At 58.7% G+C, this 16,222-nt stretch carries 13 protein-coding genes; 3 read left to right on the top strand and 10 right to left on the bottom strand.

Going from position 1 to position 16,222, the window contains the following annotated elements:
- Window positions 1-74: 74 nt before the first annotated feature.
- The gene (locus tag BPSY_RS00325) at window positions 75-1,133 is read left to right on the top strand and encodes an aggregation-promoting factor C-terminal-like domain-containing protein (protein ID WP_081884021.1); all 1,059 of its coding nucleotides are present in this window, start codon (window positions 75-77) and stop codon (window positions 1,131-1,133) included.
- Between the two features lie 451 nt (window positions 1,134-1,584).
- Here BPSY_RS00325 and BPSY_RS00315 read toward each other — a convergent pair whose 3' ends face one another.
- The 5 genes from BPSY_RS00315 to BPSY_RS00295 all read right to left on the bottom strand — a co-directional run bounded on the left by BPSY_RS00315 (window position 1,585) and on the right by BPSY_RS00295 (window position 7,416).
- Window positions 1,585-2,985, bottom strand: coding sequence for an NCS2 family permease (locus BPSY_RS00315; protein ID WP_033498015.1), 1,401 nt, complete (start codon window positions 2,983-2,985; stop codon window positions 1,585-1,587).
- 325 nt (window positions 2,986-3,310) lie between these two features.
- Entirely contained in the window at window positions 3,311-4,090 is a 780-nt protein-coding gene (gene pstB, locus BPSY_RS00310) for a phosphate ABC transporter ATP-binding protein PstB (RefSeq protein WP_033498013.1), read from the bottom strand.
- 36 nt (window positions 4,091-4,126) lie between these two features.
- The gene (gene pstA / locus BPSY_RS00305; RefSeq protein WP_156099226.1) at window positions 4,127-5,140 is read right to left on the bottom strand and encodes a phosphate ABC transporter permease PstA; all 1,014 of its coding nucleotides are present in this window, start codon (window positions 5,138-5,140) and stop codon (window positions 4,127-4,129) included.
- Entirely contained in the window at window positions 5,140-6,093 is a 954-nt protein-coding gene (gene pstC, locus BPSY_RS00300; protein ID WP_033498011.1) for a phosphate ABC transporter permease subunit PstC, read from the bottom strand. The genes pstA and pstC overlap by 1 nt, the downstream gene beginning before the upstream one ends.
- 192 nt (window positions 6,094-6,285) lie before the next feature.
- Window positions 6,286-7,416 (bottom strand): phosphate ABC transporter substrate-binding protein PstS, encoded by a 1,131-nt coding sequence (locus BPSY_RS00295; RefSeq protein ID WP_033498010.1) that lies wholly within the window; start codon window positions 7,414-7,416, stop codon window positions 6,286-6,288.
- Window positions 7,417-7,999: 583 nt separating this feature from the next.
- Here BPSY_RS00295 and BPSY_RS00290 point away from each other — a divergent pair.
- A complete protein-coding gene (locus BPSY_RS00290; protein WP_033498008.1) occupies window positions 8,000-8,710 on the top strand; it encodes a response regulator transcription factor in 711 nt (236 codons plus the stop codon).
- A 43-nt stretch (window positions 8,711-8,753) separates the two neighbouring features.
- Here BPSY_RS00290 and BPSY_RS00285 read toward each other — a convergent pair whose 3' ends face one another.
- Entirely contained in the window at window positions 8,754-10,064 is a 1,311-nt protein-coding gene (locus BPSY_RS00285; protein ID WP_033498006.1) for a sensor histidine kinase, read from the bottom strand.
- Between the two features lie 319 nt (window positions 10,065-10,383).
- Here BPSY_RS00285 and BPSY_RS00280 point away from each other — a divergent pair, with 319 nt between their 5' ends.
- Window positions 10,384-11,931 carry an MDR family MFS transporter gene (locus BPSY_RS00280; RefSeq protein ID WP_033498004.1) on the top strand — a complete coding sequence of 516 codons (1,548 nt, stop codon included), beginning with the start codon at window positions 10,384-10,386 and terminating at the stop codon, window positions 11,929-11,931.
- Between the two features lie 9 nt (window positions 11,932-11,940).
- Here BPSY_RS00280 and BPSY_RS00275 read toward each other — a convergent pair whose 3' ends face one another.
- From BPSY_RS00275 to BPSY_RS00260, 4 genes are all read right to left on the bottom strand, one after another.
- The gene (locus tag BPSY_RS00275) at window positions 11,941-12,693 is read right to left on the bottom strand and encodes an HNH endonuclease family protein (RefSeq protein WP_033498002.1); all 753 of its coding nucleotides are present in this window, start codon (window positions 12,691-12,693) and stop codon (window positions 11,941-11,943) included.
- Window positions 12,694-12,704: 11 nt separating this feature from the next.
- Window positions 12,705-13,553, bottom strand: a complete 849-nt coding sequence (locus BPSY_RS00270; protein WP_033497999.1) for an aldo/keto reductase — start codon at window positions 13,551-13,553, stop codon at window positions 12,705-12,707.
- A gap of 267 nt (window positions 13,554-13,820) precedes the next feature.
- Window positions 13,821-15,341, bottom strand: a complete 1,521-nt coding sequence (gene araA, locus BPSY_RS00265) for an L-arabinose isomerase (RefSeq protein WP_033497997.1) — start codon at window positions 15,339-15,341, stop codon at window positions 13,821-13,823.
- 135 nt (window positions 15,342-15,476) lie between these two features.
- Window positions 15,477-16,169, bottom strand: coding sequence for an L-ribulose-5-phosphate 4-epimerase (locus BPSY_RS00260; RefSeq protein ID WP_033497995.1), 693 nt, complete (start codon window positions 16,167-16,169; stop codon window positions 15,477-15,479).
- Window positions 16,170-16,222: the final 53 nt, after the last annotated feature.

Raw genomic sequence — 16,222 nt, 5'->3', positions numbered from 1 at the left:
ATGGTAAGTGCTGCGCGAGGCAATGATGCGCACCCGTCACGCTGAGGATCTGTAGGACAACACTGAGGAGAATGATGGCGAGTCACCGCAAAGAACATGTTTCACTGTTCGCGGCTCTGACGAAGCGTCAATGGACGAGACTGGTGGCAGGGATCGTAGCCATCGTGATGATGGTTTGCGTGGGACTGTTCTCACGTGACTTCTACGGCGAATCCCATAAGGCGACGGCAGGCGAGGTAACCGAATATTCCGCCACGCAAACCGAAGGTCTCACGGTGTCTCGCGATACCGTGCGCAAAGCGCTCAATCAGGGTCAGGGAGACGGCACGTCAAGCACCTCCTACGTTAAGGTGCAGGTGAACGGGAAGTCGAAGATCATCCTGGGAGATAACTTCACCACTGTGAAATCGGTTCTTGAAGCCGGCGACATCACCCTGAACCCGGATGATACCGTCACACCGGCGTTGAATACCAAAGTGGACGAATCGACTGTGATCACCATCTCCAGTTCCGATTCGAAAATCCAGACATCCGAGTCTGACATCGCATTCAATACGATCGAAGAGAAGACCAGCAGCCTGCCCAGCGGCACCACCAAGGTGAAGACCGAAGGCCAGGTGGGGGTTATGGTCACCACAAGCCTGGTGACTGTGGCCGGCGGCAAGAACACCTCGAGCAATGTCTTCGCATCGTATGTCAAAACGGCTCCTGTGAACAAGGTGGTGCTGATCGGCACCGGCTCGGTATCGTCCTCCACCTCATCCAGCTCATCGTCGTCATCATCCTCATCGTCATCCAGCACAGCCACGGTTTCATCCAGCACCGCTCCGGTCGGCGAATCCCAAAGCATCGCCCACCAGATGGTCATCGCCCGTGGATGGAGCGAAAGCGACTTCACCTGCCTGGTGCAGCTGTGGAACAAGGAATCGGGATGGCGTTCCAATGCCGCCAATCCTTCATCCGGTGCCTATGGCATTCCCCAGGCTCTTCCTGGCAGCAAGATGGCTTCCGCAGGTGCCGATTGGGCAACGAACCCGGCCACCCAGATCACCTGGGGACTTGGCTACATCGCTGGCCGTTACAGCACCCCATGCGGTGCATGGTCGCATTCACAGAGCTCGGGCTGGTACTAAACCGCACCGTTCCTCAGACGCCGCGCTGCCGCGTGTGCTATCCGTCATTCCTGGCATCAGATGTCAGATGGCGGCTTGCACACGCGGCAGATTCATAATTCCGGTAGTATCCCCATAGCATGTGCGGAAACACAGATGTGGAAACACAGATGTGGGGGCATACTGTGCACGAAGGCCACAGCAGTGTTCCTTCCTGCATCTGCTTCATCCGGTAGCCCGTCTTCGTATGCTGCGACGATGCCCCCTACGGCATTGCGGTTCTTCTCCGCTTCGATCATTCACACATCGGAGGCATAGACCTCTCTGATCGATCATTCACCTCGCATCCCCAGCCGCCGCATATGCTCTGGCCCTTTCCATCGTGCGCCGGACGACCCGGAATATAATAATCCCGCCACCGCAGCAGACCTGCAGTGACGGGACGTGTAGGAAACCCCGACCTATGCTCCTATCAGAGCACTGCCTGAAGCACGAAGTCGAGAACGAAGAGCACCGCGACACCCCAGATGATCGGATGCACTTCCTTCGCCTTGCGCTTGAAGGTCATGGTCAGGCAGTAGGTGATGAAGCCAGCTGCGATGCCGTAGGAGATGGAGTAGGAGAAGGCCATGAAGACCGCTGCGAAGAAGGCCGGGATGGCGGAGGTGATGTCGTCCCAAGCGATCTCCTTGAAGGAGCTGAGCATCATGCAGCCCACGAGCACCAGCACAGGAGCGGTCGCCGCCGAAGGAATGGCGGATACCACTGGTGCGAGCACGGCACTGATGGCGAAGCAGATGGACACCACGACGGAGGTCAGACCGGTACGGCCACCGGCGGCGATACCGGCGGCGGACTCCACGTAGGTGGTGGTGTTCGATGTGCCGAGCAGGGAACCGATCGAGGTCGCGGTGGCATCGGCGAACAGGGCCTTGTCCATCTTGGAGCTGAAGCCCTTACCGGTTTCGAGTTCCTTCTCGTCCTCAGCCGAGAAGATCCCGGAACGACGACCGGTGCCCACGAAGGTGCCGATGGTGTCGAAGGTATCGGAGAGGGAGAAAGCGAAAATCGTGACCAGTACCAACGGCAGCTTGGCAGGATCAGAGAACAGCGCCGGGAAACCGTCACTGCTGAAGATCGCGAAGACCGTCTGTGGCAACTGGCTGAATGATTCGCCGAGTCCGGTGGTATGGGCCAACGAGGTAACACCCATCGGGATGCCGATGATCGTGGTCAGGGCGATGGCGATAACGAATCCGCCCTTGTTCAGGAAGGACATCTTGCCCTTGAACTTGAAGACCAGGAAGAAGATGGAGATGAGCAGACCGATGAGGAACAGGATTCTCGTGGGCTGATCGAATGTGGCCAAGCCCGGGTTGGCACCTGCGGCCGCGGTCTTGTCGGGGCTGAACTGCACGATGCCGACGTTAAGCAGACCGACATAGGCGATGAAGATACCGATACCGCCACCGATGGCATGCTGCAGCATCGGAGGAATGGAGCGGATGATCATCTTTCGCAACTTGGTCGCGGTGATGATGATGTTGATGAGACCGCAGATGAACACCATGCTCAGGGTCTCTTGCCAGCTGAAGCCGAGACCCTTCACCACGGTGAAGGTGAAGAAGGCGTTCAGCCCCATGCCTGGAGCCAGAGCATACGGCACGTTGGCGAACAGACCCATGATGAGGGTGCCGATGATCGCGGCGATGATCGTTGCCAGGAATACTGCCCCCCAAGGCATCCCGGTACTGGAAAGCACATCAGGGTTCACCACGATGATGTAAGCCATCGCGAAGAACGTCGTAATACCAGCCACAACTTCGGTAGAGACAGTTGTGCCGTTCTCCTTCAATTTGAAGAACTTCTCCATATTCTTCTTTCCCCTTACAGAATTTGACACAGATTAGATATGGATTGAACAAGGGAGAGCATAGCACCCGTATAGGTCTTGTGTATGTTTCGTGTTCCTGATGGGACGTGAGCTATCTCATACCTGTATGTTCCGGGGAAGCGCGCATGGTGCCGACCCTTTCACCAGACCGTCTCCGCAGACCGGCGATGCCTCACGATCCCACGGAAAGGCTGCTCGATCCGATCCGTCATCCCCCGAACAACCGGCTGGTCCTCCCGGAGCACGCAAAAGGCGCGGGCACCATGATGGTGCACCGCGCCCTGCGCTGAGCAGTATCAGCGGATCATCCGAAACGACCGGAGATGTAACGCTCGGTATCCTCTTGCTCGGGGTTGGAGAAGATGGTGTTGGTGTCGTTCATCTCTACGAGATGCCCTGGTTCTCCGACCGCACGCAGATTGAAGAAGGCCGTGTAATCGGAGACACGCGCCGCCTGCTGCATATTGTGCGTGACGATGACGATGGTGTAGTCCTTCTTGAGTTCGTTGATCAGGTCCTCCACGGCAAGCGTCGAGATTGGATCCAGTGCCGAACAGGGCTCATCCATCAACAGCACCTGGGGGTGCACGGCGACCGCGCGAGCGATGCAGAGTCGCTGCTGCTGTCCACCGGAGAGGCCGATGCCCGGCTTGTCCAGACGATCCTTGACCTCAACCCACAGGTTGGCGCCGCGAAGCGCCCACTCGACCAGATCATCCGCGTCGGATTGTTTGATCTTCTTGTTGTTGAGCCTTACACCCGCGAGTACGTTGTCCCTGATGGACATCGTCGGGAACGGGTTCGCCCTCTGGAACACCATGCCCACGTCGCGGCGCACCGAAACCGGATCGACATCCGGGGCATACAGGTTCTGCCCCTCCAGCAGCACCTCACCCTTCACATATGCCCCCGGGATGATTTCGTGCATGCGGTCGAGCGTGCGCAGCACCGTGGATTTGCCACAGCCGGACGGACCGATGAACGCAGTCACCTTATTCGGCTCAACCGCCATATTGACGTCCTCCACGGCCAGAAAATCGCCGTAGTACACGTTCAGGTGGTTGACATCAATGCGTTGTCCCATTGTTTGTTTCCTTTCCAAGCCTTACGTCTTGGGTCATCAGTCTTGAGTCTTGACCGCAAATACCTTCGCTACCAAACGCCCCACCAGATTCAGTACCAGCACGATCAGAATCAGCACCAGGGCCGCGGCCCAGGCACGCTCCATGCGGATGCCGGGCAGGCATGGCGGATTGGATTGAAGGGCCGTCGCGGAACAGGTGGCAAGCCCTTGCGAATACTCGTTATAGACATATACCGGCAAAGTCGTCATACGACCGCTGAAGAGATTGAGATTGGTTGACGGAATGAAGCCCGATGCTATGAGCAGGGGGGCCGTCTCCCCTATCACACGTGCGATCGCGAGAATCACACCGGACACGATGCCGGGCAACGCCGTGCGCAACACGATTTTAGTGATGGTCCGTTGCTTGGTGACGCCCAACGCATACGATGCCTCGCGCAGATCGCTCGGCACGATCTTCAGCATCTCCTCCGAGGTCTTCACCACGGTGGGGATCATCAGCAGCGACAAAGCCACAGATCCCACAAAGCCGTTCACCGTGCCCGGCCCCCCCAGCAGAGCGAATAGTGAGAACGCGAACAGACCCGCAACGATGGACGGGATGCCGCTCATCACGTCAACCAGCAACGCGATCGCCTTGGCCAGCCTGCCGTTATTGGAGTATTCGACAAGATAGACGGCACACATCAGACCGATGGGAATCGAAATCACCATGGCGCCCAGGGTTATGAGCAAGGTGCCGATGATGGCGTGCAGAATGCCGCCGTAACCACCGCTCGGTGTCGGATTCCCTCCGACCACACCGGACATGTTGTAGGTGAGGAAGTTGAGGTTCAGCCTCGCCACACCCGCTGAGATCGTCGTCCACAACAAGGAGACCAGAGGAATCAGCGCGATGAAGAAAGCCAGGATGATCAGCAGGCGCATCGCCATATCCTTGCGCTTGCGCGCCGCGATGAAGGACCTGGTCGGCTTGAATTTATCGAAATCTATGCTTGGCGCGGTATCGTGCGAGGGCGCGGCATGGTTTGAAGACACTGTATCTGACATCAGACTGTCGCTTTCTCGGTGATTTTACGGGCAAAGAAGTTCACCAGGAAGGTGATGAGGAACAGCACCAGTCCTGTTGCGATCAGTGTGGAAACCCCCAACTCATTCGCTTCCGGGAACTGCGCCGCGATGTTGGCCGCTATGGTCTGGTTCTTCGATGCCTGAAGGATATTGAAGGAATACCCCAGTCCGGGCGACAGGATCATCAGCACGGCCATCGTCTCGCCGAGCGCTCGGCCCAAACCGAGCATGGAGGCTGAGACCACACCGGAGCGTCCGAATGGGATGACCGCCAGTTTGATCATCTCCCATTTCGTCGCGCCCATGGCCAGAGCCGCCTCCTGCTGCAAACGGGGAGCCTGCACGAAGATGTCTCTCGATACGGATGTGATGATCGGCAGAATCATGACCGCCAGCACCACGGCAACCGTCGCTACCGTCCTTGACGGATTCGCGACAGGCCCCTTGAACAATGGGATCCATCCGAGGTACTTCGCCACCCAAGTCCAGAACCCTGTGATGTGGGGTACCAGAACGAGTCCACCCCAAAGTCCATAGACGACCGAGGGAATGGCCGCCAGCAGATCGACCACATAGCTCAAGGGTGTGGATATCTTCTTCGGCGCGTAGTGGGATATGAACAATGCGATGCCCACCGCCACTGGGAAAGCCAACAACAATGCAAGTGCGGATACCAGAACCGTGCCGAAGACCAACGGTCCCACATACTGCAGGAAGTTCGTCGCCTGCCCGCCGGTGAAGGACACTATCGTCTCTTCGTTCTGCTTCTGGTTCCCCGTAACCATCGGCAGGGCCCTCATCAGCAGAAACAGCGTGACTGCCGCAAGCGCCACAAGAATCAAAATCCCCGCGCCGTAGGCGATACCCTTGAAAACCTTATCGGATGTCTTGCCTGAACTGCTGTGTTCGGCAACTGATGTTTGCGAACTCACACGTTCTCCTTCGCTTGGGTAATGCCGAGCGCATTCGTCTCATGCCATCTACCTTAATATGCAAACGGAATAATACGGGCTGAATCGCCCTCATTCGGCAAATACCCGCGTCGCGGACGATAACATGCTGTCGTCTGCGACGCGGGCTTGGCCAAACATCATCCTAACTGCCTCAGATGTTCTTCAACGGTCTCACTTGGTGGAGATGGCGTTGATGGACTTCATCACTTCGGTGCGGAGTGAGGCGGACATCGGGGCGCTTCCTGCGGTCTCCGCAGCGGTCTTCTGTCCTTCTTCGCTCACCACGTAGGTCAGCCACTGCTTGGCGAACTCGGCGTTCTTCGTGTCCTTGTATGCGGGGCACGCGATGTCGTAGGACACCAGAACGACTGGGTAGGCGCCGTCTTCGGTGGTGTTGTGATCGAGCTTGATGACCACACGGTTCGCCTGGGTCGCGGTGTCATCCTTCGGGGATGCATCCACAACCTTAGCCGCTGCATCGGCTGAGTAGGCGACATACTTCGTGCCGACCTTCACCGCTGCGCTGCCGAGGGTACCGACCTGTGAGGCATCGGCGTAGCCGATGGTGCCCTCAGCCTGCGTGACCGTGGAGATGACGCCCGAGGTGCCCTTGGCACCCTGTCCGACCTGGTTCGGCCAGGTCTCCTCGACGTCATAAGGCCATGCGCTGCCGGCGGTGTCCTTAACGTAGCTCAGGAAGTTCTTGGTGGTTCCGGACTTGTCGGAACGGTGGACCACGGTGATGGCGAGATCAGGCAGATCGATATCCGGGTTCTGCGTCTTGATCGCATCATCGTTCCACTTGGTGATCTTGCCGTCGAAGATCTTGGCGATGGTCTCGCCGTCAAGGTTCACGTGCTTGCTGCTGCCGTTGAGTCCGGCGGACTTCAGGTTGTATACGATCGCGATCGGGGAGATGTACACAGGCACGTCGAAGGCAGTGCCCGAGGCGCAGACCGACTTGGATTGCGTCACCTGATCTGAGGTGAGAGCGGCATCTGAGCCGGCCCAGACCGTGGATCCGGTAAGGAAGGTGGTCACGCCGGCCCCTGAGCCGGAGGGATCGTAGGAGATTTTTGCATCAGGCTGCTTGGCTTCAAAGCCGGCCTGCCATGCTTCAACAGCACTCTGCTGTGACGAAGCGCCTGCTCCGGCGAATTCGCCCGAGATCTGGACCGCGGCACTGCTTGAACTGGTGCCCTCTGCGGTGGAGCTGGTATTGTCGCCGCAAGCTGCGAGCGAGGCCATCATGACCAGGCCGGAAATCGCAGCAACGGAACGGATCAACACATTCTTGCGCATAAGTTCTTTCCTCTATCATCCATAGGCGGATACCCCGCCTGTGTGTCTTTCTCTTTGGTGTTCGCGCTGTCCCAAGACATCGCATGTCATCAACACGGCACACTGTTATTCATGACAACTCCAACTGTATGGTCTACTTTGCCCCCTGTGGGCCTCATATGATGAACAGAAGGTGAACAGGGACTGATTTCTTTGCCTGCGGATTCAGGTCGGGCATCCACCCCCAGAAAGCCGGTGTTTCGCTCCCTCCACCACACGCCTGCCCACCCGCCCGCATCGTTCAGCCTCCCGAAAGCCCGTCATTGCAAGGGAACGCAAGGATCAGGCATATCCGGCACCGATGGCTGCGTGTGCCCATGCGCCGTATCCGTCTTCTGCCGGGTGCCGCTCGGCATAGGAAGGCCTGCCGCTAGGATGGGATGAGGAGTGGGGATGAGCCTGTAAGCAGAAGTGCGCCGTGCGCACGGGCGCTGGCTATGATAAAAGCTTGGGAAGGCCGAGAATCCTCGAATTCGAAGCTTCGGGACTGATAAGCCACAACACTGCAAACAGAAGACTATGCAAACAGAAGGAATGAATCTACATGACTCGCATTCTTATTGTCGAAGATGAGGAATCATATAGGGAACCTTTGGTGTATCAGCTCAATCGCGAAGGCTACGAGGTCTCCGCCGCGGCAACGGGCGAGGAGGGCCTTGACATCTTCACCAAAGGTGGTGTGGATCTGGTGCTGCTCGATCTGATGCTGCCCGGCATCGACGGAACCGCGCTATGCAGACGGATCAGGGAGCAGTCGCGCGTTCCCATCATCATGCTTACCGCCAAAGGGACCGAAATCGACAAGGTCGTCGGTCTGGAGATAGGCGCCGATGACTATGTGACGAAGCCGTACTCCTTCAGGGAGCTTCTGGCGCGCGTCCGGGCCGTGCTGCGCAGGAACAAGGTCGTGGACGCGGATGGCGCTGCCACCACCGGCGACGATATGCCGCTGGTCTGCGGCAAGATCTCGATGATGGTCGGCGAACACTCGGTGATGGTCGACGGGGAGACCGTCTTCTTCCCGCTCAAGGAGTTCGAGCTTCTGGAATATCTGATGCAGAACAAAGGACGGGTGCTTACCCGTCACCAGCTCATCGACCGCATTTGGGGATCCGACTACGTCGGCGACACCAAAACCCTTGATGTGCATGTGAAACGGGTCCGTTCGAAAATCGAGCAGGATACCGCACACCCCCAGTATCTGACCACCGTTCGCGGACTCGGGTACAAAATCGACGAGCCCACAGCGGAGTAAGTCGATTCCGCGTCGCCCATCCGAAGGAACGCGGCTCCGGCAATCAGCGGCTGGCCCCATCCTCCTGTGACAGCAGGGGAAGCGTTATCGTGAAGGTCGAGCCCTCCGACTCACGGGACCATACCGATATGGTGCCGCCGCATTCCTCGACGCAATGCTTGACGATGCTCAGGCCCAGACCTGTCCCTCCCGTCGCCCGCGAGCGCGCCGGATCGACCCTATAGAAACGCTCGAAGATGCGCCCCAGTGACGCCTGCGGGATGCCGATGCCCTGATCGACCACCCGGATGATGACCGATTGATCCACCACGGCGACGCCGATCACCACGCGGGTACGTTCCGAGGAGTAGCGGATGGCGTTCTCGATCAGATTCTTCACCGCGGTTTTCAGAGCATCCCGGTTGAGCAGCACCATGGCCTTTTCGGAGGTCAGACCTTCCGGCCATGTGTTGCCGAGTTCTATCTGCCTGCCATCAATCGAAAGGTAGAGCTCGATATGCTTCGCCTCGGCCTGCACCTGGTTCTCGCCCGCGGCCTCTCGCACCAGATCGGGTACATTGACCGTGGTCACGTCGTCCGGGTGCTGCTCCTCATCCTGTGCTTTCTGCAGGTCGATGAGTCTGCCGACCAGCTCGGTCAGACGTGCGGACTCCTTGGATATCCGTGAACTGAAATACCTCACCGCATCGGAATCGTCCGCCGCGTCATTCACGGTCTCGGCGAGCAGGGATATGGCCCCCGCGGGCGTTTTCAACTCATGGGACACATTGGTGACGAAATCCCTGCGCATCTGTTCAAAAGCACGCTGTTCGCTCACATCACGAATGAGCACGGCATACAGGTCCTCGGCTATTTTCCCTGTGCGCACACGCAGGAAGAGTTTGTCCGCCGGTGCGGCTTTCCCGGCTTGCAGGCCCTTTCCCGATGCGACGGACGATGACGGGGAGTCTGCTCCGGCAGCGCGTGCGTGCATGGGCAGCGGGACTTCGAATTCCCTCTCTCGGAGGGTGTGATCGGAAACGGTTCGGGCGAGGATGTCGACGATCTCAGGAGAACTGACGGAGGCACCATCGGCTATGCCCAACGCCACCGCTCCGGGGCTGCAGTATTTGACCTGTGCATGTGAATCGACGATCATCACCGCATCAGGCATCACTTCGATCAGCCCTTGTTCGACTTCGCTGACAGAAGCCGAATCATCGAAAATCGAATGCTGATTCAGATGCAAAGCCTCCACGCGATTGTGCTCTGTCCGCATGCCCGCAAGGTACCAGGCCCTTCCGGCCACCACGAATACCACCAGCACGAAGGCGCCGAGAAGCGCCATCTGCGACCACGTCAGATTCACCAGCATGACGTCTCTTCCATTCAATGATCGGCTACGCCCCGAATACCGTTGCGCGGGACTGTCCGCAACAATCATACAAAGCCCCGCTTCCCGCGGTGCCGCCCTCCGGCGCTCAGGGACGCGACCGTGCAAAGCGGCACCTGTTGTCATGTATGCACATACCGGGATGCGCCGGGCACTCGTGAATAGGCGTGGATGACGGTATCGCCTGTGAGCGAAGACGGGAGGGAGTAGAATATTTCGGTTGTCCAAATACGGTGCACCGTCACGGCACCTCTTCGATGAGGCGTCCGCGCGCACGGTACTGTGGGCGAGGGAAACGATTATGAAGATGGGTGGCATCGCTTTGTTGGGAAGATCACAAGCACTGAGTCGCGATGAGGCAATGGTCAATGGCAAGCTGTCGCACGCCGCGCTGCTTTCCATAGCGATACTCACGATCATTACCTTCGTGGGGAATTTCACGCAACTGCAGCTGACCAGTGCACTGCCCACCATCATCTCCGACTTCCACATCTCGGTCACCAACGGCCAATGGCTTACCTCGGTATTCCAACTGGTCATGGGTGTGATGGTGCCGCTGACGGCGTTCTTCACCAAACGCTTCTCCACCAGGCAGATCGTCATCACTTCAATGGCCGTTTTCACCATAGGCTCGATAATCAGCTGGCTGTCCCAATCCTTCGTTCTGGTCCTGGCCGGACGAACCCTGGAGGCGGTCGGCACAGGCGTGATGTGGCCGGTGCTCCAGATCACCGTCTTCTCGATCTACCCGCTTTCCAAACGCGGTGTGGCGATGGGCACAGTAGGCATCGCCATGAGCGTGGCGCCCGCCATCGGACCGACCTTGGGTGGATGGCAGACGGATTTCGCGGGCTGGCGCTCGATATTCCTGCTGCTCACGGTTCTGGGTATCCTGTGCCTGCTTGCTTCGGTATTCGGTCTGCGCAACTTCAGTGAAACCGACAAACAGACGAATACGGACTTCTTCTCGGTCGGTCTTTCGGTATTCGGCTTCGGCGGACTGATGTTCGGATTCACCAACATCGAGAATTACCCGATAACCAGCCCGATGACCCTGTTGCCGATGCTGGTGGGGCTGCTCGGAATCATATGGTTCATATTCAGGCAGTTCCATAAGGAGAATCCGCTGCTGGACCTCTCGGTGCTCAAGAACAGGCGCTTCACCATCGGCACGATCTGCGCGGCGCTCTCCTTCTTCGCCTTCAGCTCGATTATGGTCATCATGCCCTTGTACATCCAGACCGACCGTGGCTTCTCCGCGACGATGAGCGGATTGATCATGCTGCCGGGAGCCTTCGGGATGGCCATCGCACAGTTCTTCGGAGGAAGGGCCTTGGACCGCTTCGGTGCCCGCCCTGTTGCCATCACCGGAAGCTGGATGCTTTTGCTCGGCACGGCCGGCATGAGTCTGGTCAGTATGGACACCTGGATCTGGTGGGTCTCCATCTGCCAGTTCGTGCGCCAGGTCGGCATGGGCTTCGTCCTGATGCCGATCACCACATGGTCGTTGAACTGCCTGGAACCCAAGGATCTGTCCGCTGGATCCGCGGTGACCAACACCGTGCGGCAGATAGCCGGTGCCGTTGGTGCGCCGGTGCTGGTGATCCTCTTGGAGACCTTCACCACCATGCACGCCGGCACTCTGGGAAATGAGCCGCATGCGCAGGTCCTTGCCAGTGTGTTCGGCGTGCAGTGGGCTCTTCGCGTCTCCTCGTTCATCTGCCTGGCCATGGCTCTGCTCATCTATTTCGGGGTCAAGGGTGATGGGGCCGGTTCCGGACGTGAGATGACACGTCGGGCGCTCAGACGTATGCATATCGTCCATGCTCCGGCGATTCAGGCCCGCTGAAGGCATCCTCTATCGGTCCGCGGGAAGCACCTGCCCCGGGCAGGAATGAAGCACCGCGATCATCGCCTTCTTCTCCACCGTGGTCACACTGAGGGAGTATTTCGCTTTCACACCGATTTGCCTCGCCACATATGAACAGCGGTAGCTCTGCTGTTCCGGCAGCCAGTATGCCGCAGATGAACTGCCTTTATCCGAGTTGGCGTCACCGTCCACCGCAAGCAGGTTGTATGGGTCATTGCCGAAACTGTAACGCTGCTTGCTCGCCCAGGTGTTCGCACCCGAACGCCAGGCGTTCTCCAGAGCCACCACATGGTCGATCTGCACATCACGGCTTGTCTTCATACCACGCAGGAAATAGATGGTCTTGCCCGTATAGGGGTCGTTCAGCACACCGGAACGCACCTGGCAGCTCTTGCTGCTCGAATACCGGATCTCCTTGAGATCACGGGCAAGGATCTCATCGCGAACGTCGCAGCCGTCACCGTCGTCATCCGTGCTGCGATATCCGAAAAGGGCCCTGTCATAGCCGGTGGTCTTGTAGTCATCATTATGCACACGAAGCGTCTGCAGAGTCTGCGCGGCATCGCCGGTGGCGGTGTATGCGCCGGTGACGCTTCCTGTGTCCTTGTTGAAGTCGGGTAGGAAAAGACCGACCGTGACCCCGACGATGAGTGCGATCACCACCAGTGTGAGGAATCGCTCCGTCGGTGAACTCGACCGGAAAGCGGCGGGCGAGTATCTGCTGTTCCTGCGACGCGCCATAACCAGCCGCCCTAGGCGTAGGAGAAGGTCATCGGATCGTGCCCCGCACGGTCAGGCCCATCTAGTGCGTCGATTTCGGCATGCTCACCGGCTTCAAGGCTGAACCCGAAAAGGTCGAGATTCTCGCGCTGACGATCGGGATGCACGGATTTGGGAATGATGATGGTGCCGTTCTCTATATGCCAACGCAGTATCACCTGAGCCGGGCTCACGCCGTGCCGCCGCGCGATGCGCTCAATGGTGCCATCGCCGGCCTGCAGATCGGCGCCTCTCGCCATGGGGGAATACGCTTCCACCGCGATGTGGTGTGCCGCGCAGTACGAAGTGACCTCACGCTGCTGCCAGGTCGGATGCAGCTCTATCTGGTTGACGCTGGGGTATTCACCGGTCTGCCGGTGCAGGCGTTCCAGATGCTCAGGAAGGAAGTTGCACACTCCAAGGCTTCGCACGCGGCCTTCGCCACGCAGACGCACGAATGCGCGCCAGACCTCATCCGAGCGCCAATCAAAAGGTGTTGGCCAGTGGATCATATACATATCCACGTAATCGGTGCGCAGCAGGGAGAGTTGTCTGTCGAAGGCCCGAAGTGCCTTGTCGAAGCCTTGTTCGGAATCACGGAGTTTGGTCGTCAGCCACAGGGATCCGCGTCGCTCTCCCCCGCTGAATCCGCTGTGTTCAAGGCCTTCGCCCACACCGCCCTCGTTGCCGTACCCGGCTGCGGTGTCGATATGCCGATACCCGATGCGCAGCGCCGATTCGACCACGGACGCTGTTTCACCGTCGGGCACGCGGAGCACACCCAAACCGATCTGCGGGATGTTCATCCCATCCGACAGAGCGATACTCGCCACCGAATCCATACCTACCCCTCTCACCAACTGCTTCCCTTAACACTCTAATGGTTCGGGGCATCACAGCGTGGCATGGGAATGTGCGATTCCGTCTTGCCGATCGTGGCGATCATGGCGATCGATCGATGCGGCGTTCACCGTGCCGCCACGACCCGAATAGGCCGTGATACGCGAAACAGGAACAGACGGCATAGCGCTTACCATCTGTTCCTGTTCCTGTTCCGGCTGCCCGAGGTCCGATTGCCGCACGATCGGAGCCCGCCGTGCTCCCGGTGCTCAGTGCTGGTTATTGAGGCGGTGGTACATCTCCGAGAGTTCAAGGTCCTTTTCGAAAGCGGCCGCCGTGGTGTTCTCGTCAATCGTGGCCAACTCGACCCCGGCGATGCGCGCGAAGTCCTCCCATGCCTCACGACCCACCGAGGTGGTCATGCAGGTGTGGTGCGCGGCACCCGCCAGCAGCCATGACTGGGCCGAGACCTTGAGATTCGGACGTGGCTCCCACAGGGCGCGGGCCGTGGGGAGTTTGGGCAGATCATGGTCCGGCTCGACCACATCGACCACATTCATCACCAGACGGAAACGCTCACGGAAATCGCTCATCGCCACCACGACAGCATCCTTCTTCGGTGTGGCAGTAAAGACCAGGCGTACAGGATCCTCCTTGCCTCCGATACCGAGTGGGTGGACTTCAAGCCGGGGCTTCGAGGCATCACCGTAGACCAGTGATGGGGATACCTCCAGCATGTGGGCGCCAAGGATCTTCTCCTTGCCGGGAACCAGATTATAGGAGTAATCCTCCATCAGGGAGGCCCCACCGGGCAATCCATAACCCATCACGGCCCCGATACGCACCAGGACGGAGGTCTTCCAATCACCTTCTGCGGAGAAACCATAGCCGTCGGCCATCAGGCGCTGCGCACCCACTCCCGGGAGCTGACGCAGGGCACCGAGATCCTCGAAGGAATCGACGCAGGCTTTGGCGCCCACCCCATCCAGGAAGTTGCGCATTCCGGCATCCTCACGGGCGGCGACACGCAATGATTCCTTGCGTTCGCCGAGCAGTTCGGGAGCGATGTCATACAGCTCCTTGTAGCTTTCGATGACGTCATCGACCTGTTCCTCGCTGACCGCGTCCACGGCGGCGACCAGCTCATTCACCGGCCATGTGTTGACCGATACGCCGAACACGCGCTCAGCCTCGGTTTTGTCACCCTCGGTGACGGCGACGTTACGCATGTTGTCGCCCCAGCGAACGACCTTGAGATTATTGGCCGCGTCCCAGCCGGCGGCCGCGCGTGCCCACACCCCGATGCGCTCGGCCACATCGGGATCGGTGTAATGCCCGACCACGATTTTGCGCGCGATGCCCAGTCGGCTCACGATGTATCCGAACTCACGGTCACCATGCGCCGCCTGGTTCAGATTCATGAAGTCCATGTCCATCGTGTCCCAGGGGATCTCAAGATGGTGCTGCGTATTGAGCTGAAGCAACGGCTTCTTCAACTGCTCAAGACCCCGGATCCACATCTTCGCGGGGCTGAAGGTATGCATCCATGCCACGATGCCGATCACCTTGGGATCGGCATTCGCGTCGATCATGAAGTTCTTGATTGATTCCGAGTCCTTCAATGTCGGTTTCAATACCAGCTTCACCGGAATGCTGCCGGAGGCGTTCAGCGTATCCGCGATATCGGCGGATTGCTGGGCCACCTGTCGCAGTGTTTCCTCGCCGTAGAGATCCTGCGAACCGACGGCGAACCAGAGTTCCTTGCCTTCGAAGGGGTTTTCCATAGTCATTGTGCTCACCACACTCCTCGTTGTGTTATGTCCTGTGATATTGCTGTGACAGCTGATTCGCCCGGTGCAGGCAGGCGTCCGATCCTCGGTGATCCGATCCGGCACGGGCGTTCTGCAAGCCTGCCCGACTGTTCCTCAGTGCTGCCCGTAGACGTTCTGGTAGCGGTCATTGAGGCTGTCGATATCCTTCTGATCGATTTCGATCACACCACCCAGCTGCTGCGCCGCCCAGACGGTGTGCGCCACTTCCTCCGTCATCGCTGCGGCCTTGACCGCCGACTCCGCATCCTTGCCGATGGTGAACGGCCCGTGATTCTGCATCAGCACCGCTGGCGACTTGGGATACCGTTTCAAGGTCTCCACCACGCCCTCGCCTATGGCCTCGGAACCGATCAGACGGAATGGCCCCACAGGGACCGGTCCGCCGAATTCGTCACCCATCATCGTCAGTGCGCATGGTATGTTCTTGCCGGTGGCGGCCCATGCCGTCGCATAGGTGGAATGCGTGTGCACCACGCCATACACTTCAGGCATATGTCGGTATATGTACGCATGTGATGCGGTGTCCGATGACGGCGCCTCGGCACCATCAACGAGATTGCCTTCGAGATCGGTGACCACCATTGAGGCCGGGGTGAGATATTCATACCGCACTCCGGAAGGCTTGATGACCATCAAATCGGCCGAACGCAGACGCTGAGAGACATTCCCGGCGGTCCACACCACCAGATTCCATTTCAGCAGCTGCTCGTGCAAGCTTGCCACCACTTCACGCACCTGCTTGACCTCGGCGCGTACCTCACTTGAATAATCATCCAACGAAACCATAATCGATAGCCTTTCTACGTGTGTACCAACAATTGCCTGTGTTCTCAAAACCG

Source organism: Bifidobacterium psychraerophilum, from assembly GCF_000741705.1.
In the GTDB taxonomy this organism is placed as follows: Bacteria; Actinomycetota; Actinomycetes; order Actinomycetales; family Bifidobacteriaceae; genus Bombiscardovia; species Bombiscardovia psychraerophila.
This window is presented reverse-complemented; position numbering and strand designations above follow the sequence as displayed.

Coding starts and splice junctions, on each gene's coding strand:
- BPSY_RS00325 (WP_081884021.1), top strand. CDS start 75: ATGGCGAGTCACCGCAAAGAACATGTTTCACTGTTCGCGGCTCTGACG.
- BPSY_RS00315 (WP_033498015.1), bottom strand. CDS start 2,985: ATGGAGAAGTTCTTCAAATTGAAGGAGAACGGCACAACTGTCTCTACC.
- pstB (WP_033498013.1), bottom strand. CDS start 4,090: ATGGGACAACGCATTGATGTCAACCACCTGAACGTGTACTACGGCGAT.
- pstA (WP_156099226.1), bottom strand. CDS start 5,140: ATGTCAGATACAGTGTCTTCAAACCATGCCGCGCCCTCGCACGATACC.
- BPSY_RS00295 (WP_033498010.1), bottom strand. CDS start 7,416: ATGCGCAAGAATGTGTTGATCCGTTCCGTTGCTGCGATTTCCGGCCTG.
- BPSY_RS00290 (WP_033498008.1), top strand. CDS start 8,000: ATGACTCGCATTCTTATTGTCGAAGATGAGGAATCATATAGGGAACCT.
- BPSY_RS00285 (WP_033498006.1), bottom strand. CDS start 10,064: ATGCTGGTGAATCTGACGTGGTCGCAGATGGCGCTTCTCGGCGCCTTC.
- BPSY_RS00280 (WP_033498004.1), top strand. CDS start 10,384: ATGAAGATGGGTGGCATCGCTTTGTTGGGAAGATCACAAGCACTGAGT.
- BPSY_RS00275 (WP_033498002.1), bottom strand. CDS start 12,693: ATGGCGCGTCGCAGGAACAGCAGATACTCGCCCGCCGCTTTCCGGTCG.
- BPSY_RS00270 (WP_033497999.1), bottom strand. CDS start 13,553: ATGGATTCGGTGGCGAGTATCGCTCTGTCGGATGGGATGAACATCCCG.
- araA (WP_033497997.1), bottom strand. CDS start 15,341: ATGACTATGGAAAACCCCTTCGAAGGCAAGGAACTCTGGTTCGCCGTC.
- BPSY_RS00260 (WP_033497995.1), bottom strand. CDS start 16,169: ATGGTTTCGTTGGATGATTATTCAAGTGAGGTACGCGCCGAGGTCAAG.